Here is a 21,032-nt window from a genome sequence, read left to right as displayed (position 1 = left end):
CGAGGGGGCGCGGCCTTGACCGCAGAGACCACAGAACCGGAGGAGTACGCCGTCGGGCCCGCCGAGCGCCGGCGGGAGCAGCGGGGCTGGTACTTCTACGACTTCGCGTGCTCGGTGTACTCGACGAGCGTGCTCACGGTGTTCCTGGGGCCGTATCTGACCTCGGTGGCGCGGGCCGCGTCCGACGCCGAGGGCTTCGTGCACCCGCTGGGGATCCCGGTGCGGGCGGGCTCGCTCTTCGCCTACGCCGTGTCGGCCTCGATCGTGGTCGCCGTGCTCGTGATGCCGCTGGCGGGCGCGGTGGCCGACCGTACGGGACGGAAGAAGCCGTTGCTGGCGGCGTCGGCGTACCTGGGTGCGACGGCCACGGCGGGGATGTTCTTCCTGGACGGCGACCGCTATCTGCTCGGCGCCTTCCTGCTCATCGTGGCGAACGCCTCGCTGTCGGTCTCGATGGTGCTCTACAACGCCTATCTGCCGCAGATCTCCGAGCCGGACGAGCGGGACGCGGTCTCCTCGCGCGGCTGGGCCTTCGGCTACACGTCGGGCGCCCTCGTCCTCGTCCTGGACCTGGTGCTCTACTCGGGCCACGACTCCTTCGGCCTCACGGAGGGCGAGGCGGTCCGGATCTGTCTGGCCTCGGCCGGTGTGTGGTGGGGCGCCTTCACCCTGGTGCCGCTGCGGCGGCTGCGTGACCGGCGGATCGGCCCCGAGGGACGCGAACGGCCCGGCGGGGGTTCCGTCGGCAGCGGCTGGCGTCAGCTGCGGGAGACCCTGAAGGACATGCGCCGGCATCCGCTGACGCTCTCGTTCCTGCTCGCCTATCTGGTCTACAACGACGGCGTGCAGACGGTGATCTCGCAGGCGTCGGTGTTCGGCTCGGAGGAGCTGGGGCTCGACCAGACGACGCTCATCACGGCGGTCCTGCTCGTCCAGGTGCTCGCGGTGGCGGGGGCGCTCGGGATGGGGCGACTCGCCCGGTCGTACGGCGCCAAGCGGACGATTCTGGGATCGCTCGCGGTCTGGACGCTGATCCTGCTGGCGGGGTACTTCCTGCCGACCGACGCGCCGGTGTTCTTCTACTGTCTGGCGGCCGCGATCGGCCTGGTGCTGGGCGGGAGCCAGGCGTTGTCGCGTTCGCTGTTCTCGCATCTGGTGCCGCGCGGCAAGGAGGCGGAGTACTTCTCGGCGTACGAGATGAGCGATCGGGGGCTCAGCTGGCTGGGTCCGCTCGTGTTCGGTCTCGCGTATCAGCTGACCGGAAGCTACCGGGATGCCATCATCTCCCTGGTGATCTTCTTCGTGGTCGGCTTCGCACTGCTCGCCCGGGTCCCGGTGCGGCGCGCGGTGGAGGCCGCGGGGAACCCGGTTCCGGACCGTGTTTAGACGTGGCACCGAAAGGGCGGTAGTGTACGCGTTTGACCTGCCAGGCGGACCGTTACTGCGTGCTGCTTTGGTGAAGACACCGGGTCACTTCTGCCGTCAGATGTGACAAAACGGGCACTGGTGGGTACAACAAGGGGCGGCACGACGGGCGACGCATGACCCGGCACGGGAATCTTTACCGCCGACCGGACGTTGACCGGATAACGACGACAGCGACACCTGTCCTGTGGGCGACAAGCCCGGGAGGCACGATTCATGAGTGAGCGAGCTCTTCGCGGCACGCGCCTCGTGGTGACGAGCTACGAGACCGACCGCGGCATCGATCTGGCCCCGCGCCAGGCCGTGGAGTACGCATGCGAGAAGGGCCATCGTTTTGAGATGCCCTTCTCGGTGGAAGCGGAAATTCCGCCGGAGTGGGAATGCAAGGTCTGCGGAATCCAGGCACTCCTGGTGGACGGGGACGGACCTGAGGAGAAGAAGGGCAAGCCTGCGCGTACGCACTGGGACATGCTCATGGAGCGACGCACCCGCGAGGAACTGGAGGAGGTCCTCGCCGAGAGGCTGGCCGTCCTGCGTTCCGGCGCCATGAACATCGCCGTGCATCCGCGAGACAGCCGCAAGTCCGCCTAGCGGACCCGGCACGAACGACGCCGCGGGGCCCGGTACACGATCTGTGTACCGGGCCCCGCGGCGTTCGTGTGCCCTGCCGGCACGACGGCCCGCGCCACCCCCAGCCCACAGAGCCCCGTGCCCCGCAAAGCCTCGTGCCCCCGCTCCGAGGAGGGAGCGAGGGCACGAGGAAGGGTTCGGGCTGCGTCAGGGCATCAGCGGCGGGCGGGGCTCGTCGGCCCGGCGGGGCCCCTGGGCGCCGTCCTCGCGCACGACCTCACCCTGCACGACCTTCCCGTCGGGCCGGTGGATACGGGCCTGCTGGAAGGCGTCCTGGAGGCTGCCGGGCGGCGCGGCGCTCATCCGGCGCTCGACGGCCCTCTCGGCGTACCGCCCCAGGAAGGAGCGGACCGGCGGGACGAGCAGCAGCAGACCGGCCACGTCCGAGACCAGGCCGGGGATCATCAGCAGCAGACCGCCGAGCATCAGGAAGCCGTTGCGGTCCTCGGCGCCGGTCCGCTCCGGCGCGCCGGGCACCGCGCCCGCCTGCGCCGCGGCCTGGGCCTGCTGGAAGGTCGAGGTGAGGTTGGCGAAGGCACGCCGGCCGGCCCGCTTGACGACGGCGGCACCGAGGACGGCGCCGCCGACGAGCAGGGCGAGGACGGTGAGCCCGCCCGCCGCGTTCGCCACCACCGTGAGCAGCCAGATCTCCAGGACCAGCCAGGCGGCGATGCCGAGCGGAAGGTACGTACGCGCGCGTGAGCGCTTGGGGGCGAGGGGAGGCGGTGCGCCGGTCGTCATGCTGCCCAGTGTGCCTGGCGCCCCGCCGGAACGTCGTAAAGGGAAGATCAGGAGGAGCTCAGGAGGACTTGCGGCCGAGCAGCTTGCCGATCTTCTCCGCGCGCGCCGTCACGCCCCAGCCGGTGACCCGCCACAGCGCCTCGACGACGATGTTCCGGCTCATCTTCGAGTCGCCGATCTCGCGCTCCACGAAGGTGATCGGGACCTCGACGACGTGGAAGCCGGCGGCGACCGCGCGGCGGGCCAGGTCGACCTGGAAGCAGTAGCCGGCCGAGGCCACGTCCTCCAGACCCAGGCCCTCCAGGGTCTCCTTGCGGAAGGCCCGGTAGCCGCCGGTGACGTCGCGGATCGGCACGTCGAGCATCACGCGCGAGTAGAGGCTGCCGCCGCGCGAGATGAACTCGCGGGACTTCGGCCAGTTCACGATCCGGCCGCCCGGCACCCAGCGGGAGCCGAGGACGAGGTCCGCGCCCTTGAGGGCGGTCAGCAGCCGCGGGAGCTCCTCGGGCTGGTGGGAGCCGTCGGCGTCCATCTCGACGAGCACGCCGTAGCCGTGCTCGATGCCCCAGCGGAAGCCCGCGAGGTAGGCGGCGCCGAGCCCCTCCTTGCCCTTGCGGTGCAGGACGTGCACGTGGTCGTCCTCGGACGCGATCTCGTCCGCGAACTTGCCCGTGCCGTCGGGGCTGTTGTCGTCGGCGACGAGAACGTGCGCCTCGGGTACGGATTCCCGCACCCGCGCGACGATCGGCTTGATGTTCTCCGCCTCGTTGTAGGTCGGAATGATCACCAAGGCCTTGCCGAGCGGGCCGTAACGCCTCTGGCCACCGTCGTTCACTACTGCCCCTTCGGATACATACACAGGCCCCCACCATAGCGAGGTCCTCGGCCTGCTCCGGCGCGGCGGGTCGGGTGGACGGGTGACACGGTGGGGCGGAAGGGACCACCGGGACAGATCGCGTGCGGTGCGGGGCCCGTCGTCCTTCGGTCCGACCTGGGATCCGCTGGCTGCGGGTCGACCGAGAGCCGTTGTCTACTGAACGTCCGGGCCCCACCCGGGTCGCACCTTCCGCCGGAGAAACCTTCCCTCGGGCCGAGGCGCGGGCGGCGTACGGCGGCTGTGCGGGGAGTGCGGTCCGGTCGGACGTCCTGTGGTGGACGCGGAGAACCTACCCGCCCCTGACGGGCGACTGTCAACACCCGCTTGACCTGCGGATACACATCAAAGCCGCAGGCCGGAGGGGAAGATCCGCAGGTCGGGGACAAGCGTACGGAACCGCCGTCACGGGTGGGACATATCCCTACATCACTCGTTCGGCCGTACGAACACCGTCTGCCCGTGCACGACCGTGCGGAGGCAGACCGGGAGATCGGCGCCGGGCGACAGATCGGGCAGACCGGGCGTACCGGAGCGGGGATCGGTGGACCAGCGGGCCACCCGGTCGTCGGGTGCCTGGACGACGAGTTCCTCGGTGCGCCAGAGCGCGTAGTCGGCGGGGGCGCCGGGGACCAGTGTCCCGGCGTCGTCCCGGCCGACCGCCCGCCAGCCGCCCCTGGTGTGGGCGGTGAAGGCGGCCCGGACGGAGATCCGGTGCTCGGGGGTGCGGTGGAAGGCGGCGGCCCGGACGGTGCCCCAGGGGTCGAGCGGGGTCACCGGGCTGTCGGAGCCGAAGGCCAGCGGCACACCGGCGCGCAGCAGGGCCGCGTACGGGTTGAGGGTGCGTGCCCGCTCGACGCCGAGCCGGTCGGCGTACATGCCCTCGTCGCCGCCCCAGAACGCGTCGAACGCGGGCTGCACCGAGGCGGTGAGGCCCAGCTCGGCGAAGGCGGCGATCGTCTCCGGGGTGAGCATCTCGACGTGCTCGACGCGGTGCCGGGCGGCGCGGATCCTGGCCAGGCCGAGCTTCTCCGCGGCGGCCCTGACGCCCTCGACGACGGCGGTCACGGCGGCGTCGCCGATGGCGTGGAAGCCGGCCTGGAGACCGGCCTCGGTGCAGGCCACGACATGGAGGGCGACGGCCGTCGCGTCCAGATGGGCGGCGCCGGTGTGGGTGGTGTCGGCGTACGGCTCGTGGAGGCAGGCCGTGTGGGAGCCGAGGGAGCCGTCGGCGAACAGGTCCCCGGCGGCGCCAAGGGCCCCGAGGGCGCGCGCCCGCTCGACGTCGAGGTCGGCCCAGTAGCCGACGACGCGGGGCCCGGCCTCTTCTCGGGCCAGGTCCAGGAGGCCGGTGAAGTCCTCCTCGGAGGAGATCTGCGGGCCGCCGCACTCGTGCAGGGTGCCGATGCCCAGCGAGGCGGCCCGGCTCCGGGCGGCGCGCTGGGCCTCGGTGCGCTGGCGGGCGGAGACGGCGCCGAAGGCCGCGGCGCGCACGGCGTGGTGGGCGTCCCCGGTGAGCGGCCGCTCACCGTCGTGGAAGCCGTCCAGGTCGCGGACACCGGGAACCAGGTCCAGGAGGGCGGTGGTGACGACGGCCGAGTGGACGTCGATGCGGGTGAGGTAGAGCGGGCGGCCGCCGGCGAGCTCGTCGAGTTCGGTACGGGTGAGGGGCCGGCGCTCGGGCCACCGGGAGGCGTCCCAGCCGTGGCCGACGAGGATGCGGTCCTCGGGGCGGGCGGCGGCGTGCGCGCGGATCATCTCCGCCGCGTCGGCGAGCGAGACGGCGGAGGACAGGTCGAGCCCGGTGAGGGCGAAACCGGTGGCGGTGGTGTGCACGTGCGCGTCGACGAAGGCCGGGGTGACGAGCGCGCCCTCCAGGTCGACCACCTCGTCCACGCCGGAGGCGAAGGCGTCGGCCGCGCCCTCCGAGCCCACCCAGGCGACGTGCCCGCGCTCCACGACCATGGCGGTGGCGAAGGGGTCGGCGGGGCTGTGGACTTCCCCGCCGCGCAGCAGCACGGTGCGGTGTTCGGCGGGAGACGCGGCAGGCATGGACTCACTCATGCGACCAGGCTAGGACCTGCCGGGACCCGGTTTGTCCGGCAGGTCCCCCTCGACGGGGCGGGCCTCGTCACACGCCGGGCCCGGCCGGGCCGCGGCACCGGGCCCCGCCGGGTCGCGTGAAGGGCTTCGCCGGGTCGCGTGAAGGGCCTCGCCGGGTCACACGCGGGGCGGCCTGGCCTCGTACGGGGTGGACAGGACGACGGTGGTGCGGCTGGAGACGCCGGCCTGCGAGCGGATGCGGCTGAGCAGGTGCTCCAGTTCCAGCGGCGTGGCGACGCGGACCTTGAGGATGTAGTTCTCGTCACCGGCGACGCTGTGGCAAGCCTCGATCTCCGGGATGTCGGCGAGCCGGTCCGGGGTGTCGTCCGGGGCGCTGGGGTCGAAGGGTTTGACCGAGATGAAGGCGGTCAGGGGCAGCCCCACGGCCTCCGGGTCGACCACTGCGGCGTAGCCGCGGATGACTCCGCGCTGCTCGAGACGGCGGACGCGCTGATGCACCGCCGACGTGGACAGGCCGGTGGCCTTGCCCAGGTCGGTGTAGCTCATGCGCCCGTCCTTGACGAGCAACTCGACGATCTGACGATCCAGCTCCTCCATGCGGTGACCCTATTGCTCCCGGACGCGCGCGGCAGCGACGGGGTCGACCACTATCAGCGGGTATGGCCCGCCACGGGGCACCTGCGACAAGCATGTGACGAACGCCACAGGTTTGCGTCTGCCCTGGGGTACTGCCACACGGTTATGCGGACGACCGCATGGGAAGTGCTTGCTGTGGTCGAGGCCGCACAGATCCGGCCGACCCACCCGAGGGGGAGATTCTCCATGCAGGAGCCTGTTGATTCGGTCGACACGTCCGACGAGCTCGACGCGTACGACACCTTTGAGATGTTCCGGGTGGTCTGCCCGGAGTGCGTGCAGCCCATCGCGCTGCTCGCGGACGAGGACGTCCTGCCGGAGCACGCGCTCTGCCCGACGCCGTGGAACCCCTTCGTCCTGACGGTCTGCCCGGGTACGGGGCTGTCGGCGTCCGGGGCCCGTCCGGCCGACGACACCCTGGAGGTCCAGGAGCAGGACACGGCGCTGCTCCTGACGCTCCCCCAGGGTCTCGACTGGCGCACGCAGCCGTTCTCGCACGTCGGCGGCCCGGGCTCCCGGCCGATCCGGGTGCCTCAGATGCGGCGCGCGGCCTGAGCCGCCCCGCTCACCAGTAGCTTCCCCGCACCATCGCCGCGAGCGTCGCGTGGTGCAGGATCAGGCCGTCGGGGTCCGCGGGCACCTCGACCTCACCGAAGTGGGCCTGCCGGTACGCGATCCGCAGCATCACGATCGCGTGCCGCAGCGCCGCGTAGAGGGTGTGGAACTCCATGGCGCGCGGGGTGTGCCCGGTCAGCTCGGCGTAGCGGCGCTCGATCGCGTCGCGCCGCAGGAAGTCCGGCAGGCCCGGCTGCCCGAAGCTCACGGTCAGGTCCTGGAAGAAGCGGTGGAGGTAGACCGTCCACCCGAGGTCGACCTCGCGCGGGACGCAGGCCGCCATCTCCCAGTCGAGGACGGCGGCCGGGGTGAATCCGTCGTAGACGATGTTGCCGATGCGCGCGTCGCCCCAGCCGAGGACGGCCGGCCCTTCGTCGGCGGGCCAGTGCGCCTCCAGCCAGTCGAAGGCCGCCTCGATGAGCGGCGAGGGGGCGAGTCCGTCCACCACCCAGGCGTAGTAGGCGCGTTGGGCGTCGACGTGGCGGCGCAGCGGTGTTCCGGCGCCGTCCGGCAGCAGGAACTCCGCCTCCTTCGCCGGGAACTGGTCGTGCAGCCGGGCGAGTACGGAGACGGACTCAGCCTCCAGGAGGGCGCGTTCGGCGTCGGTGGCGGCGTGCAGCCAGTTCCCCTCGTACGTGTAGGGCATGACGTCCGGCGGTACGCGGCCCTCGGCGCGGGTCATCACGAAGAACGGGGCACCGAGCGGCCCCGGGTCCTCCTCCAGCCACAGCACCCGGGGCACGGGGACGTCGGTGTGGGCGCCGACCAGTTCCATGACCCGGTACTGGCGCGCCATGTCGTAGACGGGGAAGACGGTGTACGCGTCGGGGTCGGCGGCGAGCCGCAGGGCGCAGCCGCGGACCGGGGCGTCCGGGTGGTCGAGGTCGAACAGCAGGGTCTCGCTCGACATGCCGTTGGAGCCGGGGACGGCGAGACCGGTGACGCGGGCCCCGGGCAGGTGCCGGTCCAGCCAGACGGTGAGCCGGCGGCCGAGCTCCTCGGGGTCGCGGGTGCTGGTGCGGGGGCGGGGCGCGGTGGCCAAGGGGGCCTCCTCAGAGGGCCGTTGACGTGTGGTCGGCGAAGCCGCTGGGGTCGTGGCGGCCGAAGGAGCCGTGCTCGAAGATGCCGTAGCCGGTGTGGCCGTCGAGGGTGAAGCGGGCGGCGTGGTCGGTCACGCCGTAGGCGGCCATCGGATGGGCTGCCGGGTCGGAGAGGTCGTAGACCCGTCGGTCGGTCCAGTCGCGGCCCTGCCAGGTGCCGTGCTGCCAGTCGGTGGCGGGCGGGTATCCGGCGCCGACGGCCAGCGGGGAGGAGGCGAGGATCTCGACCCCGACCTCCAGGGGCTTCCCGGTCGGGTCGGTGAGATGGACGACGGCCCGTTCGGGGTGGCGGGTACCCGGGCGGTACGTGATCTCGGTGCGGGGCCAGCCGAGCTGGGCGTCGCGGTGGCCGTTCCGTACGAGCAGGGCCTCGTTGAGGGTGCGGTAGCCGTCGGCGTCCTCCTGGGCGATGACCATGAGGAAGCGGTCCTCGAAGCGCATCGGGATCCAGAGCCAGTGGAAGCCCTCGGGGCGGAACTCCGCGGCCCGGCCGGCCTCCTCGCCGGGGATGGGGCGCACTCCCCAGCTGCGGTCGCGGGTGCCGGTCCACTCCCCCGGGGTGACGGTGAACTCCTCGCCGCCGGCCCTGATCGTGCCCGCGCAGTGTCCGGCCTGGACGAAGCGGCGGCCTTCCAGGGTGAGCCGGCCGCCGTGGCGCTGGGTGTGGTGGGGTTCCCAGACGGCGGGGAAGTCGCCGGTCCAGCTGAGGTCGCAGGAGAGGCCTTCGGGGTCGTCGGGGTCGGCCGCGCAGCGCAGGGTGAGGCGCTTGAGGGGTTCGTCGACGGTGAGGGTGAACGGGCCGACGGAGAGGTTCATCCGATCGTCGCCGAGGGCGTCGGAGGCCCGCACCGCGTGCAGGCGGTCGCCGGCACGGAGGGTGGCGTAGGCGTCGATGACCCCGGTGTTGGGGTAGACGCCGAGGCCGACGATGAGCAGGGCGCGGCCGGTGTGGTCGAAGACGTGGAAGATGCACCGGTCGTAGGCGTTCCGGTCGCCGCTGACGTGGTGCTTCATGGAGAGCGGCGCCTGGTGCACGGGGTATTCGTCGAGGGCGACGGGCCGGTCGTCGTGCCGGTGCACGGACATGGCTGACCTCCTGGTCGGCGAGCGCTTCCGCGCGGGAAGCTGACGGTACGTCAGGTCGACGCCGAGGGGCCAGAGTCGTGCAGCGGGTACCGGGCGAACTGCCGCTCGATTCCGTTCGGGGGTGACCCCGGCCGCCGGGGCGCGTTGGTCCGGGCATGACCACGCTGTACACCACCCCCAGCGGAGTCGGCCGGCACCGGCAGACGGAACCGCGCGTTGAAGAATCGGTTCATCACCCGGCGCCGGGGCAGTCTCCGGCGGGGTCGGAGGCGGAGGCGCGGGCGCAGTCCCCCGGGGCGGCGCCGGTACCGCTGCCGGCGCAGGCGCCGGGCCCGGTGCCGGTGCCGATGGCGGCCCCCGTGCCGGGGAGCGCGCCGACGGCTACGCCCGCGCCCACGGCGAGGACGACCTCGACGACCGCCTCGGTGTCGGTGTCGGCGCCCATGCCCGTGTCGGTGCCCCCGCCGGTACCCGTACCCGTACCCACGACCGTCTCCGCGCCGATGCCGGTGCCCGTGCCGACGGCCGTCTCCGCGCCGCTGCCCGTGCCCAAGGCCGTCTCCGCACCGATGCCCGTGCCTACGACCGTCTCCGCGCCGGTGCCCGTACCCGTTTCGGCGAAGGCGCCCGGCCAGCCGCAGCCGCCGAGCCTCCCCCACCCGCACCTGCCCGCCGACCCGCCCATCTACAAGGCCGTGCTCTCCCTCTGGGCGAGCCAGGGCCGCGCGCTCCCGGGCCACCGCGACCAGGAGTGGGCCAGGCTGGCCGCGGGCATCGTCTGGGCGGACCGGACCGTCCGGGTCAGCGGGACTCTGGTCCGACCAGGTGACGGGCGATGACCACGCGCTGGATCTGGTTGGTCCCCTCGACGATCTGCAGCATCTTGGCCTCGCGCAGATACCGCTCGACGGGGAAGTCCGCCGTGTAGCCGTAGCCGCCGAGCACCTGCACCGCGTCCGTGGTGACCTGCATGGCGGCGTCCGTGCAGAAGAGCTTGGCCATCGCCGCGCACCGGCCGAACGCCCGCCCCTCGTCCCGGAGCCGCGCCGCCTCCAGGTACAGCGCCCTGCCTGCCTCGATCCGGGTCGCCATGTCCGCGAGGAGGAAGCGGAGCCCCTGGAAGTCGGCGATCGGCCTGCCGAACTGCCGCCGCTCCCTGGCGTAGGACACGGCCACGTCCAGGGCCGCCTGGGCGAGGCCCACCGCGCAGGCGGCGATGCCCAGGCGCCCCGAGTCCAGGGCGTCGAGCGCGATGGCGAAGCCCTGCCCCTCGGCGCCGAGCCGGCGCGCGTCGGGGACCCGTACCCCGTCGAAGTGGAGCTGCGCCGTCGGTGAGCCCTTCATCCCCATCTTCCGCTCGGGAGGGGCCGCCGTCAGTCCGGGCGCGTCACCGGGGACGAGGAAGGCGGTGATGCCGCGGGCGCCGGGGCCGCCGGTACGGGCCAGCACCGTGCAGAAGTCCGCGATGCCGCCGTGGGTGATCCACGCCTTGGTGCCGTCGATGACCCAATCCCCGCCGCCTTCGCCCGCGCCTTCCGACGCCTCGCGGACGGCGCGGGTGCGCAGCGCCGCGGCGTCCGATCCGGCGGAGGGCTCGGAGAGGCAGTACGCGCCGAGGAGCCCGCCGCCGAGCATCGCGGGCAGGTGGGCGGCCCGCTGCTCCTCGGTCCCGTAGCGGGCGAGCGCGTGGCAGGAGAGGCTGTGGACGCTCACCCCGAGCCCCACGGTGAGCCGGGCGGCGGCGAGTTCCTCCAGGACCTGGAGGTACACCTCGTACGGCTGGCCGCCCCCGCCGTACTCGGGGTCGTAGGGCAGCCCGAGCAGCCCGGAGCGCGAGAGCAGGGCGAACAGCTCGCGGGGGAAGGTTCCGGCGGCCTCCTCCTCGGCGGCGCCGGGAGCGATCTCCCGCCGGACGATGTCCCGCGTCAGGGCGAGCAGCTCATGTGCCTCGTCGGTGGGCAGCCGGCGTTCCACGCCGTCCGCGATGCTCTCGTCCATGGCGGAACGCTCCTCCCTGCCGGGCGCGGACGTGCCGCGCGCGGATCGCGGGGAGTATGCCCGTTCGGGTACGGGGCATCACGCGGGCGCCGGGCGCTCACGCGAACGCCGGGAAGGCACCGGGCAGCGGCGGCCCGGTGCTCACATGAGGCCCGCCCGGGTGACGAGCACGGCGAGGAGGACGACGAGCGTCCAGCCGAGGACGTTCTCCAGGAGCTTGGGGCCCCGCTCGTCCCCGGGGCCGCCCGTCCGGGCGCGGAACAGGAGGCGGGTGTGGGTGGTGGAGGTCATGGCGCCCACCTTGAGGCACGGGGGCGGCCCCGGGGTAGAGACGTCGGTCACGCCCCCGCCGCCGAGGCCACCCGCCGAACGAGGCCGAGAAGGACGAGCCCCTTGCGCCGGAAGGGCAGAAGCGCCCCGGGCGACCGGGAACCTCCGCACCCCCTGTGCCGGACGCCACTTCGGTCGGGCCCGGCCCACCGGGACGGCAGCGCCGTCCGGCTGTCGAACCGGCCGCGCCGTCCCGGCTCACACCAGGCCGAGCGACCTCAGCGCGTCGTGCTGGCCCGGGGTCGGTTCCGTGGGCCAGTAGACGTAGCAGACACCGCCCGTACCGCCTCTGACCTTGCCGTTCGCGTCGTAGCGCTTCGTGCGGAGCCAGATGTTCTCCAAATGGGAGGGCGCCGTTTACCACGCGGCACCCTCCTACACAAACATGCAGGTCAGAGGCGTGGACCGCGCAAGGTAAATCGATCGCGGATGCGCTGGTGCTGACCTGGTGCTGACTTCCACTGACGTCCGTTCCGGCCCGTTCGGGTGCGTCGTGCTGGATCGGTGCTGACTCCGGGGCCCTCGTCGCCCGGCAGACCTCCACCCGCTCGGTGCGGCCGCCATCGTCAAGGCGCTTGCCGCCTGTCCCGGGAAGCCAATTTCTTGGGTGTACGACAACCACCCAAAGAAGGAACTGCCCGAGCTTTCGCGTAGGCCAACAGCTTCCGTTCTCACCGGCGGAGGTCGGGAAACGACTGGAAGAGCGATGGTCCGGTAACGGTTCTCGGTGCTCGGTAATTCCTATGCGAGGCCGCTGCGTTCCGCCTCCTCGCATTTCACGTTCACTCGACCGCTCGGCACGAAGAAGCTACCTGCCGACGCCAGTGAACCATGGCAGGTGATGTCGGCGGCACGGGGTCGCCCCTGCGGCTGCAAGTGCAGGGAGGGGCTGGGTTTTCCGCGCCAGGAGATGCGTAATGCGTCGTGGGCTCGGGTGGTGGCGACGAACAGCTGGATACGGTTCTTTTCGAGCTCGCGTTCGTACGGGGTGGGGTCGGCCTTCTCGTACTGCTCGACGAGGGCGGCGCCCGGAAGGACCCGTCACTCGCGCCGATGATCGCGAGCTTCTGGTGGCGGCCGGCCATTTCGCCCTCGGCAAGGCAGACGGCCATGGTGCCACTCGGGTCGCGTACGGTGTCGTCCGCGGCGGGCTGGGTGAAGTCCGCGCGCCACTGCTTGAGGGCCTCGGCGAGTCGGACGATCCCGTCGTTCCGGTCGGCGCAGGCGACGTACTCGGGGGCCGGGCCGTGCAGCGGGGAGTGGTGGCCGTCGAGCGTGTCGGCGCCGCCGTCGAGGTCGTCGTTGGTCGCCCCGCTGCTTCCGACCAAAAGAGCCGCCCCGGGCAGCATCGTCCCGTCGTGCCCGGTGAATCGAGGCCGACGCTCGAAGAACCGGGTGGCGATCCCGGGGTCGGGGGCGGGCAGGGCGGACAGCCCCCGATTGGCCGGCCCGACCCCGATGTCCATCCGGAAGGGAACCATCACCCGGGGCCGACTCCGGACAGCGCCTTGTCACGCCAGCGGGTGAAGAGCCGTTCGTGAGCGCCTGCCGGACGTCGCAATACGCGTACTACCAGTCGGCGCAGAGGCTGCCGGGGGCGCGAAGGGCTGCGCTGAGGGGCCAGTTGTCGGGGTGGGCGGTGCGGGGGTCGGTGAGGGCCAGGTGCGGGCAGGCTTCGGCGAGGGTGGTCAGGGCGTGGTGGGCGAGGTGGCGGGTGTATGAGGCGCCGGGGCAGTAGTGGATGCCCGCGCCGAAGGCGATCAGCGGCGGCTGCGGGGTGCGTCGGGCGTTGTACGTGTCGGGGTCGGTGAGCCGGTGGTGTTCGTCGCGGCCGGCGGAGGCGAGGAGGAGGAACAGGCGGGCTCCGGCCGGGATCGATGTGCCGGACAGGCGGACGTCGCGGGTGGTGTTGCGCAGCCAGCCGGCCAGGGGCGGGTCATGGCGCAGGGTCTCCTCGACGGCTTCGGGCAGCCGGCCGGTCAGGTGGGCCTGGCCGAAGGTGTGAGTGGTCAGGAGTCGGTAGAGGGTGTTGGCCAGCAAGCGCGGGGTGATCTCCGCGTTGGTGATGAGTACTTCCATCAGGGTGGAGGCGACCTCGCGGGTGGTGAAGGGATCTCCGCCTGGGTCCCGGTGGGTGAGCCAGTTGGAGACGAGGTCGTTCCCGGGGGTGCGGGAGCGTTGCTCGGTCAGGGTGAGGCAGTAGGTGAAGAGATCGTCCAGCGCGTGCGCGGCGGCGACCTGTGCGGCGTCGTCGAGGTGCCCCCAGACGAGGTGGGAGAGGGCGGCGGCCCGGTTCAGGACGGCGGACTGGTCCTGGACAGGGATGCCGGTGAGGCGGCCGAGGACGGCGGTGGCGAGGGGGCGGGCCCAGACCTCCACGAGGTCTGCGGTGCGGTCGGGGCGAGCGGCCAGTGCGCCTGCCGCGCGGGCGGTCTCCTCTCTCAGCAGGTTGTTCAGGTGCTTCACGCGTCGGTCGGTGGTGGGGAAGACGGCGGTCATCTGGCGACGGAACCGGGCATGCTGCGGCGGGTCCAGGGAGGACAGGACCGGCAGCGCGCCGCTGCGCCCCAGGACTGCCTGTGCCGCGGGGCAGAGCTGTTGGAGGGGGAGGTAGCCGAGGGCGGTGGAGAAGGTGCCGCTCGCGTCACGCAGGACGGTGTCGATGTCGCGGTGCCGGGCGACGACCCACACGTCGAGTTCCGGGTCGTGGTAGACGGGGTGCTCGCGGCGCAGGTGCGCGTAGAGGCTGCCGGGCTCGCCGGCCCCGTGTGCGCTGATCGCGCCGGGGGTGGTGGCCGGGCAGCGCGGCAGCCCGGTACAGGTGCGAGAGGTCGTGGGCTCGGTCAGGGCCACGGCAGCGGATCCTTCCGGTACTTACGATCGTGCGCGGCGCGCCGGGTCGTCAGCGCGTTCGGCGGGGGCGTGCGGTGAGCAGGACGGCGTCGTCGTTGAAGCGGTCGGTGCCGGTGGCGAAGTGGGTCCGGAGGGCCGGCAGCAGCGCCTGCCGCAGCTCGGAGAGCCGGGGGTGTCCGGTGTTCCAGAATTCGGCGAGCACCTGGGCGGCGGCCTGGGCTTTCGCTTCCGAGCTCTCCTCGGGGAAGACGACGTCGACCCGGGCGCGGGTGAAGGCGATGTCGGTGAAGCCGTGCCTGGCCAGTCCGTGGGCAGCACGGGTCAGGAGCGCCCCCTGGTGGTCGTGGGGTTCATCGGTCAGCGCAGCGCAGGTCCGGTTCCACAGTGCGATGAGCTGATTGTCCGGGGCGCCCTGCACCAGGATGATCTTTGCTTCGGGGTGAGTGGGGTCGACGGCCCGGGCGATCTCCGCGACGGCCGCGTCGGGGTCGTCGGTGTAGTGCAGCACCCAGGTCGCGACGGCCGCGTCGAAGGCGCCCTCCCGGACAGGGAGCTGCTCGGCGCAGCCGGGCAGGACCGTGACGCCGTGGGCGGCCAGGGGACGCAGGCTCTCCGCCCGTGCGGCGTGGGGTTCCACAGTGGTCACGTGGCAGGCGCGGGCCGCGAGGGCGCGTACGACGGCGCCGCTGCCGCCGCCGACGTCCAGGATCCGGGTGTTGCCGGCGAGCGCGTCGAGGACGGGGGCGATGTCGTGCCGCTCGAAGCGGGCCTCCATGCCGAGCCAGCCCTGCTCGCTCAACATGTGCGGGCCCCGGTAGGCGGCGGGCAGCGGGTAGGGGCCGGTCAGCGCGTGCGCCGGTGCGGCGGGGCCGCCGGGCTTGACCGCGTACAGGAACAGGTGTTCCTCGGGCCCCATGCCGGGGAAGTCGGGGTGGAAGACGCTGAGTCCCTCGTGGACGATCTCCAGCCCGGCCTGACGCAGCAGGCGGGCGTAGGTCTCGGCGGGGTAGCTGGTGGCGCGGATGGTCTGGCCCATCCACTGGATCTCCTCGTCCTCGGCGTCGAAGGGGACCGTGGCGAAGACGAACAGTCCGCCGGGAGCGAGCCAGTCCGCGATTCGGGCGAGCGTGGCGTCCAGGTCCGCGCGGGGCATCTGCAGGAGCGGGAAGAACGCCGTGATCGCGTCCCACGAGCCGGGAGTATCGGGCAGGGTGCGGACGTCGGCCAGTTCGAACCGCGCGGTGGGCACTTGGGCACGGGCCAGCTCCACCATGGTGGTGGACACGTCGTAGCCGCTCACGTCGTGGCCTGCGGCGGCCAGGCGGTCCGCCGTCGGCCGGCCGGTGCCGGAGCCGATGTCCATGACCTTTGCCGCTGCGGGCAGGCGCGCCAGCAGCCAGTCGATCGCCTGCTGTTGTTCGGGCAGATGCGCGTACGTGTCTTCGTACGTCTTGCCGAGGACGTCGAACGGACGGGCCGCGGCCTCCGGTGCCCCGTGCGCCCGCGCGGAGGACGTGGGTTCTGCGGACAAGGGCGTGGAGACGGTCTCAACGGCCATGGATGCAGGGCCCCTTCACGATTTGCGGAATTGATCACTCCGCAGACTACACTCCGCACACATCCTTTCACTCCCCGTGTGCGCCGGAGTGCGCTGCTTTCACCGTTCGGAGAACCGCTTCCTCGTGAACATCCACCAGTCGCATCACGCTGCCTACTTCGCCTTCCGCGACCAGCTCCTCGGCCCCTTGCGCACCACCGTCCTGACGTCCCAGCAGCTGCGTGAGGCCGGCCGGCTGATCTACGGCCGCGCGGACGGCCTGTCGCTCTACGGAATCCCCGCCACCGACATGGCGGCCAAGGGCATCACCCTGCTCGGGCGCACTGTCATCGAGTGCTCCATCGACGCCTACACCGCCCCGGTCGCCGACGCCCTCGCCGTACTCCAGGCAGCAACCCCGCCTCAGGGGCCCGACGCCGGCAACCCGCTGATCGCGGACCTGTTCTGCGGCTCCGGGAACTTCGGCTACCACCTGGGCCGGCGCCTCACTCGCCCTGTCCACGCCTCCGAGCTCGACCCCGCCGTCTTCGGCACGGCCCGCAACAACCTCGACCGCATCGGCTCCGCGATCACCCTGGCCCTGACGGACTACCGCGACCTGCTGCGCGAACTCCCCGCCCGCAGCACACACGACACATACGTCGTCGAACCGCCCTGGGGCCCCGCCTTCACCGCCGACGGCCTCGACCTGACCCGCACCTCGCCCCCCGTGCCGGAGATCCTCGACGACATCCGCCGCTCCCGGGGCGGCCTGCCCTGCCACGTCGCGATCAAGACCAACGACCAGATCGCCCACGACTCCCTGGCCCGCTCCTTCGCAGGCGCCCGCCACCTGGCAACCATCACGCCCGACCCCTGTCTTCCGCACGGCGCGAACATGGACTTCCACCTCTACGAACTCCAGGACTGACCCGGCCGTCCGCAGGGGGAACGCAGTCATGACGCGACCGGGCCGCACCCCACGCGGTGACACCTGTGGGCCCAACGGGTGACCCAGAGCCGCCCCGGCCGGCGCCACCTCAGCGATCCTGGCCCGTCTGACCGCCGATAACGATCACCATCAAGGAGTCGATGTGAGCGACAGATCCACCATCGCCCGCAAGTACGACCGAGCCTTCCGCCCGTTCGACGTAGACGGCAACGGAGTCATCGAGAAGAAGGACTTCGACCTGCTGGCAGACGCCGTCCTGCGTGTGGGCGGTATCAAGGCCGGTACCGCCAAGGAGCCCGAGCTGCACAGGACCTTCCACGCCTGATGGGAGGCCGTCTCGGCCTTCGACGACGGCGACGGACATATCACCCGCGAAGAGTTCTCGTCCGACCGCGATCCGGACGCGCGTGTACTCGTGTCGGCGGGTGAGAAGACGTCACCGCCGACACCCGACCGCTCGCGGACGCGGCCCGGATCCGCTACATCGGCCGCGACGGGCTGTTCCTGGACAGCATTCCTTCCCGGAGGCATTGCTTCGGCACCGACCCCTTCCCCAACCTCAAGTCGGCACGGGAGGCGGGCCGTCTCCGTTCGGGTGGTCTCTGCGTCATGACAGTCTTGGGGCTCGGCTCGACCTTCAGTGCGCCCGCGCTTCGCCATTGAGGCCCACAGGCCGAGGCCGGCGCTGGCGGAGCGGAGGTGGCACGGCCCTCCAGCGGCGCGAATCCACACCGCGCGTACGAGCTCGACCTGCCACGGCGGTTCAGAGGGGCGTGCGACGGTTCAGTAGACGAGCGACTGACACTCGATAACAGGACCACAAGAACGTCTGCACGTTCAGTGCGGGTTTACTGAACTGACTTCACCATCTCATCTCGCCGCGATCAAAGCGCCCTTCACGCTTGACATGGATCCAGCCACGGGTGCCTCATGGTGACACCCCCGACGTGCAGGCCAGCGGCTCGGCCATAGGACTCTGACAACGTTGTCTAGCATCGGAGTTCTGCGCGGACGGGCTCCTTCCTTCCCCCATTTCTCACGAGGAGAGGCATGACCCAGTCACCGCGCAGGACGTGGCTCACGGCCGCCGGCAGCGCCCTCGCCGGCGTCGCCGGGCTGCTGCTGCCCGTCTTCGGCACCGCCGGAGCCGCCCAGGCCGCCGACAGCGGCATCCACGTCAGCAACGGCCGCGTGTACGAGGCCAACGGCAGCGAGTTCGTGATGCGCGGGGTCAACCACGCGCTCGCCTGGTACCCGACCGAGACCGGGGCCGTCGCGGACATCGCCGCCAAGGGCGCCAACACCGTCCGCGTCGTCCTGTCCAGCGGCGACCGCTGGACGAAGACGAGCACCTCGCAGGTGTCGTCGATCATCGACGACTGCAAGACGAACAAGGTCATCTGCGTCCTGGAGGTGCACGACACCACCGGGTACGGCGAGGACGGCGCCGCCGCCACCCTCGACCAGGCCGCCGACTACTGGGTGGGCGTCAAGAGCGCCCTCCAGGGTCAGGAGGACTACGTCGTCGTCAACATCGGCAACGAGCCGTACGGCAACAGCGGTTACGCCGCGTGGACCGGCGCCACCAAGAACGCCGTCGTGAAGCTCCGGAATGCCGGCATCACCAACGCGCTCATGGTGGACGCCCCCAACTGGGGCCAGGACTGGTCGAACACGATGCGCGACAACGCCGCGTCGGTCTTCGCCTCCGACCCTCGCCGCAACACGATCTTCTCGATCCACATGTACGGCGTGTACGACACGGCCGCCGAGGTCCAGAGCTACCTCAACCACTTCGTGAACAACAGACTGCCGATCATCGTCGGGGAGTTCGGCGACAACCACAGCGACGGCAACCCCGACGAGAACGCCATCATGGCCACCGCCCGCTCCCTCCGCGTCGGCTACCTGGGCTGGTCCTGGAGCGGCAACGGCAGCGGCGTCGAGTACCTCGACATGGTCACCGGCTTCGACCCGAACGCGCTCACCGCCTGGGGCAACCGCTTCTTCAACGGCACCGACGGCATCTCCACCACCTCCACCCGCGCCACGATCTACGGCGGCGGATCCAACGGCGGCGGCACAGGCGGTACGGCCCCGAACGGCTACCCGTACTGCGTGAACGGCAGCTCCTCCGACCCCGACGGCGACGGCTGGGGCTGGGAGAACAACCGCTCCTGCGTCGTCCGCGGCAGCACCGCCGACACCGGGTCAAGCGGCGGTACGGCCCCGAACGGCTACCCCTACTGCGTGAACGGCAGCTCCTCCGACCCCGACGGCGACGGCTGGGGCTGGGAGAACAACCGCTCCTGCGTCGTCCGCGGCAGCACCGCCGACCGCTGAGGCACCGGGGTGCCCTCCCGTCCTCGGCGACGGGAGGGCACCCCGCGTCGTACGGCGGGTCAGGCCGGCTGAGTGGCCTGCAGACGGGCGTAAGCAGAGTCGCGGGCGAGCAGCTCCCGGTGGCTCCCGGACTCCACCAGTCGCCCCCGCTCCAGCACCACGATCCGGTCCGCCCGCCTGATCATGGAGAGCCGGTGAGCCATGACGAAGACGGTCCCACCGGCGACGAGGCGGGCGAGGGCCTCCTGGACCTGGGCCTCGGAGCGGGCGTCCAGCGCCGAAACGGCCTCGTCGAGCACCAGGACCCGGGAGCGCGGATGAGGACCCGGGCGATCGCGGGCCGCTGGCGCCCGAGGGCCGGGGGCCGCGCTCCCCCACTACGGTGTCTACGCCGTCCGGCAGCGCGTCGACGAACTCGGCTGCGCTGTCGTCGCGCAGGGCGCGCCGCAGCGTTGCCTCGTCGACGCGCTCCATTCCGTAGGTGACGTTCTCGCGGACACTTCCCTCGAAGAGGACGGACTCCTGGGGGACGACGGAGACGAATCCGCGGAAGCTCCGCAGGTCCAGCTCCGCCATGTCCCGGTCGTCGAGGAGGACCCGGCCGGAGACTGCGCTACACGTCTGTTGGGGCGAAGGACGCGTCACCGCAGCCCGGCCCGCGGTCGGGCTTGCCACGCGTCGCTCCCACAAAGACCTGCCGCCCCTAGCGTGACCTGGCGGTAGGGTCGGGAGTGTCGAGGGTTCAGGATGGAGCTGGGGTGGCAGTGAAGCGGCCGACGATGGCGGACATCGCCCGTCGGGCGGGTGTGTCGAAGGTGGCGGTCTCGTACGCGCTCAACGACCAGCCCGGAGTCTCGGAGGCCACCCGTGCCTCGATCAAGAGCATCGCCGAGGAGCTGGGCTGGCGCCCGAACAGTGCCGCCAGGGCGCTGACCGGGGGGCGGGCGCAAGCGGTCGGCCTGGTGGTCCGGCGGCCGGCGCGGACGCTCGGGGTGGAGCCGTTCTTCATGGAGTTCATCAGCGGCGTGGAGACGGTGCTCGCCGAGCACGCGTACGCGCTGATGCTCCAGATGGTGACCGACCAGGAGCAGGAGATCGAGGTCTGCCGGCGCTGGTGGGGCGAGCGGCGGGTCGACGGCGTCTTCCTCATGGACCTGCAGACCGACGACGAACGGCTCGGCGCCGTGCGGGAGATCGGGCTGCCCGCGGTGGCCATCGGACCGCCGGACGTCGCCGGGGAGCTGCCGGCCATCTGGTCGGACGACGGCGAGAGCGTGTACGAGATCGTGCGGTACCTGACGGCGCTGGGGCACCGGCGGATCGCGCGGGTGGCGGGCCCGGCCGAACTCGCGCACACGGCGGTCCGCGACGCGGCGCTCGCGGAGGTCTGCCGGGAGGCCGGCATTCCGGCGGCGGCGGTGGTGTACACCGACTACACCGGGGACGAAGGCGCGCGGGCCGCGCGGGCCCTGCTGATCGCGCCCGAGCGGCCGACGGCGATCGTCTTCGACAACGACATCATGGCCGTGGCCGCACTGTCGGTGGCGCAGGAGCTGGGCCTGTCGATCCCCGCCGACGTGTCGATCGTGGCCTGGGACGAGTCTCCGCTGACGCAGGTGGTGCGCCCCATGCTGTCGGCGGTCACCCGCGACATCCCTGCGTACGGAGCCCATTCCGCGACCGCGCTGCTCGCCCTGATCGGCGGGGAGGACGTCGGCAGCGTCCGCGACGGCTACGCGCACTTCGTCCCCCGGGGCAGCACCGCTCCCCCACCGCCGGAGCCGGCCCCGCGCTGACGGGCACGGCCCTGAGGAGCCAGTGCGGGGCCGAACCGTCCCCCCGTACGGC

General features: G+C 71.9%; 19 protein-coding genes and 2 pseudogenes. 8 read left to right on the top strand and 13 right to left on the bottom strand.

What is annotated here, in order from left to right; genetic code table 11:
* The first annotated feature begins 15 nt into the window (after positions 1 to 15).
* On the top strand, positions 16 to 1,386 hold the full coding sequence (locus ASD33_RS29050; protein ID WP_056566995.1) for an MFS transporter: 1,371 nt from the start codon (positions 16 to 18) through the stop codon (positions 1,384 to 1,386).
* Positions 1,387 to 1,641: 255 nt separating this feature from the next.
* On the top strand, positions 1,642 to 2,016 hold the full coding sequence (locus ASD33_RS29045; protein ID WP_015032218.1) for an RNA polymerase-binding protein RbpA: 375 nt from the start codon (positions 1,642 to 1,644) through the stop codon (positions 2,014 to 2,016).
* Positions 2,017 to 2,202: 186 nt separating this feature from the next.
* Here the strand turns inward: ASD33_RS29045 and fxsA are convergent, their stop codons facing one another.
* From fxsA to ASD33_RS29025, 4 genes are all read right to left on the bottom strand, one after another.
* Positions 2,203 to 2,796: an FxsA family membrane protein gene (gene fxsA, locus ASD33_RS29040; protein WP_056566991.1), complete on the bottom strand. Its 594-nt coding sequence runs from the start codon at positions 2,794 to 2,796 to the stop codon at positions 2,203 to 2,205.
* A gap of 58 nt (positions 2,797 to 2,854) precedes the next feature.
* Positions 2,855 to 3,631, bottom strand: coding sequence for a polyprenol monophosphomannose synthase (locus ASD33_RS29035; protein ID WP_056566989.1), 777 nt, complete (start codon positions 3,629 to 3,631; stop codon positions 2,855 to 2,857).
* 468 nt (positions 3,632 to 4,099) lie between these two features.
* The gene (locus tag ASD33_RS29030) at positions 4,100 to 5,734 is read right to left on the bottom strand and encodes an amidohydrolase (protein ID WP_056566986.1); all 1,635 of its coding nucleotides are present in this window, start codon (positions 5,732 to 5,734) and stop codon (positions 4,100 to 4,102) included.
* A 156-nt stretch (positions 5,735 to 5,890) separates the two neighbouring features.
* Positions 5,891 to 6,331, bottom strand: coding sequence for an Lrp/AsnC family transcriptional regulator (locus ASD33_RS29025; protein ID WP_015032222.1), 441 nt, complete (start codon positions 6,329 to 6,331; stop codon positions 5,891 to 5,893).
* Between the two features lie 225 nt (positions 6,332 to 6,556).
* On the opposite strand from ASD33_RS29025, the gene ASD33_RS29020 reads away from it, so the two are divergent.
* Positions 6,557 to 6,925, top strand: a complete 369-nt coding sequence (locus tag ASD33_RS29020) for a hypothetical protein (RefSeq protein WP_056567183.1) — start codon at positions 6,557 to 6,559, stop codon at positions 6,923 to 6,925.
* A gap of 10 nt (positions 6,926 to 6,935) precedes the next feature.
* Here ASD33_RS29020 and ASD33_RS29015 read toward each other — a convergent pair whose 3' ends face one another.
* The 3 genes from ASD33_RS29015 to ASD33_RS29005 form a co-directional block, all read right to left on the bottom strand.
* On the bottom strand, positions 6,936 to 8,027 hold the full coding sequence (locus tag ASD33_RS29015; RefSeq protein WP_056566984.1) for a phosphotransferase family protein: 1,092 nt from the start codon (positions 8,025 to 8,027) through the stop codon (positions 6,936 to 6,938).
* Positions 8,028 to 8,037: 10 nt separating this feature from the next.
* Positions 8,038 to 9,171, bottom strand: coding sequence for a hypothetical protein (locus tag ASD33_RS29010; RefSeq protein ID WP_056566981.1), 1,134 nt, complete (start codon positions 9,169 to 9,171; stop codon positions 8,038 to 8,040).
* A 232-nt stretch (positions 9,172 to 9,403) separates the two neighbouring features.
* The gene (locus ASD33_RS29005) at positions 9,404 to 9,724 is read right to left on the bottom strand and encodes a hypothetical protein (RefSeq protein ID WP_157870091.1); all 321 of its coding nucleotides are present in this window, start codon (positions 9,722 to 9,724) and stop codon (positions 9,404 to 9,406) included.
* Positions 9,725 to 9,770: 46 nt separating this feature from the next.
* Between ASD33_RS29005 and ASD33_RS35600 the strand changes: the two genes are divergently transcribed.
* The gene (locus ASD33_RS35600; RefSeq protein ID WP_157870090.1) at positions 9,771 to 10,010 is read left to right on the top strand and encodes a hypothetical protein; all 240 of its coding nucleotides are present in this window, start codon (positions 9,771 to 9,773) and stop codon (positions 10,008 to 10,010) included.
* Here ASD33_RS35600 and ASD33_RS29000 read toward each other — a convergent pair.
* The 5 genes and pseudogenes from ASD33_RS29000 to ASD33_RS36980 form a co-directional block, all read right to left on the bottom strand.
* On the bottom strand, positions 9,973 to 11,169 hold the full coding sequence (locus ASD33_RS29000; RefSeq protein WP_056566975.1) for an acyl-CoA dehydrogenase family protein: 1,197 nt from the start codon (positions 11,167 to 11,169) through the stop codon (positions 9,973 to 9,975). The two genes, ASD33_RS35600 and ASD33_RS29000, sit on opposite strands and share 38 nt — an antisense overlap.
* A gap of 141 nt (positions 11,170 to 11,310) precedes the next feature.
* Positions 11,311 to 11,460: an SCO1431 family membrane protein gene (locus ASD33_RS35245; protein WP_107103784.1), complete on the bottom strand. Its 150-nt coding sequence runs from the start codon at positions 11,458 to 11,460 to the stop codon at positions 11,311 to 11,313.
* A 237-nt stretch (positions 11,461 to 11,697) separates the two neighbouring features.
* Positions 11,698 to 11,838: pseudogene (locus tag ASD33_RS35595) on the bottom strand (peptidase C39 family protein); the annotation flags it as partial.
* Positions 11,839 to 13,068: 1,230 nt separating this feature from the next.
* Positions 13,069 to 14,352 (bottom strand): cytochrome P450, encoded by a 1,284-nt coding sequence (locus ASD33_RS28990; RefSeq protein ID WP_056566967.1) that lies wholly within the window; start codon positions 14,350 to 14,352, stop codon positions 13,069 to 13,071.
* A 49-nt stretch (positions 14,353 to 14,401) separates the two neighbouring features.
* On the bottom strand, positions 14,402 to 15,910 hold the full coding sequence (locus ASD33_RS36980) for a methyltransferase domain-containing protein (RefSeq protein WP_063991999.1): 1,509 nt from the start codon (positions 15,908 to 15,910) through the stop codon (positions 14,402 to 14,404).
* Between the two features lie 124 nt (positions 15,911 to 16,034).
* Here ASD33_RS36980 and ASD33_RS28980 point away from each other — a divergent pair, with 124 nt between their 5' ends.
* The 3 genes from ASD33_RS28980 (at position 16,035) to ASD33_RS28970 (ending at position 19,184) form a co-directional block, all read left to right on the top strand.
* Positions 16,035 to 16,820, top strand: a complete 786-nt coding sequence (locus tag ASD33_RS28980; protein ID WP_057574011.1) for a hypothetical protein — start codon at positions 16,035 to 16,037, stop codon at positions 16,818 to 16,820.
* Positions 16,821 to 16,983: 163 nt separating this feature from the next.
* Positions 16,984 to 17,166 carry a hypothetical protein gene (locus tag ASD33_RS28975; protein WP_056566961.1) on the top strand — a complete coding sequence of 61 codons (183 nt, stop codon included), beginning with the start codon at positions 16,984 to 16,986 and terminating at the stop codon, positions 17,164 to 17,166.
* A gap of 725 nt (positions 17,167 to 17,891) precedes the next feature.
* Positions 17,892 to 19,184 carry a cellulase family glycosylhydrolase gene (locus ASD33_RS28970; protein WP_056566958.1) on the top strand — a complete coding sequence of 431 codons (1,293 nt, stop codon included), beginning with the start codon at positions 17,892 to 17,894 and terminating at the stop codon, positions 19,182 to 19,184.
* Positions 19,185 to 19,243: 59 nt separating this feature from the next.
* On the opposite strand, the pseudogene ASD33_RS34625 reads toward ASD33_RS28970, so the two are convergent.
* Positions 19,244 to 19,790 (bottom strand): annotated as a pseudogene (locus ASD33_RS34625) (ATP-binding cassette domain-containing protein); the annotation flags it as partial.
* A gap of 158 nt (positions 19,791 to 19,948) precedes the next feature.
* Between ASD33_RS34625 and ASD33_RS28960 the strand changes: the two are divergent.
* The gene (locus ASD33_RS28960; RefSeq protein WP_056566952.1) at positions 19,949 to 20,980 is read left to right on the top strand and encodes a LacI family DNA-binding transcriptional regulator; all 1,032 of its coding nucleotides are present in this window, start codon (positions 19,949 to 19,951) and stop codon (positions 20,978 to 20,980) included.
* The last annotated feature ends 52 nt before the right edge of the window (positions 20,981 to 21,032 follow it).

Source organism: Streptomyces sp. Root1304, from assembly GCF_001426405.1.
In the GTDB taxonomy this organism is placed as follows: Bacteria; Actinomycetota; Actinomycetes; order Streptomycetales; family Streptomycetaceae; genus Streptomyces.
The sequence above is the reverse complement of the archived record's forward strand: the minus strand, read 5'-3'. Positions and strand labels throughout refer to the sequence as shown.